The organism is Methylopila musalis (assembly GCF_042679725.1).
GTDB classification, from domain to species: domain Bacteria; phylum Pseudomonadota; class Alphaproteobacteria; order Rhizobiales; family Methylopilaceae; genus Methylopila; species Methylopila musalis.
In genome coordinates this window covers 1-587 of the sequence record NZ_JBHTMX010000441.1, presented here as the reverse complement: position 1 = coordinate 587, position 587 = coordinate 1, and the positions used below count along the sequence as shown (strand labels likewise).

Below are 587 nucleotides of genomic sequence, written 5' to 3'. Positions count from 1 at the left end.
CACGTCCGGCGACGGGCCGGAGGCGGCGGCGACGCCGCGCAGGGCGTCCTCCGCCTTGGCCCGGCGGCCGGGCTCCAGCGCGCGCCAGGTCTTGAACGCGCCGAGGATGCGCGCCGCCACCTGCGGGTTGATGCGGTCGAGCGTCAGCACGGTCTCGGCCACGAAGGCGTAGCCGGCGCCGTCCGCGCGGTTGAACTGGGTCGGGTTGCCGCCGAAGGCGCCGACCAGCGAGCGCACCCGGTTCGGGTTGCGGATGTCGAAGCGCGGCCCCGCCATCAGCGCCTTCACCCGGTCGAGCGTGGCGGGCAGGGGCGTTCCGGCCTGGATCAGCAGCCACTTGTCCATCAGCAGCGGGTCGTCGCCATAGGACGTCTCGAAGGCGGCGAGCGCGTCCCCGCGGGCCTCGCTCTCGTGCAGCGACAGAATCTGCAGCGCCATGATGCGGTCGGTCATGTTGGTGGCGCCGTCGTAGAGCGCCTTGGCGCGGGCCACGCCCTCGGCCGCGCCGTCGGCGGCCAGCAGGTCGAGCGCCGCGATCTTCAGCGCGCGCCGGCCGGCGGAGGCGGCGTCGGGCGCATAGGCGCCCG

General features: G+C 75.1%; 1 protein-coding gene. It reads right to left on the bottom strand.

Annotated features, from left to right (window positions below):
- Nucleotides 1–587 (bottom strand): aminopeptidase N C-terminal domain-containing protein (locus ACFQ4O_RS18195; RefSeq protein WP_378777852.1); only part of this gene is annotated, 587 nt, incomplete at both ends.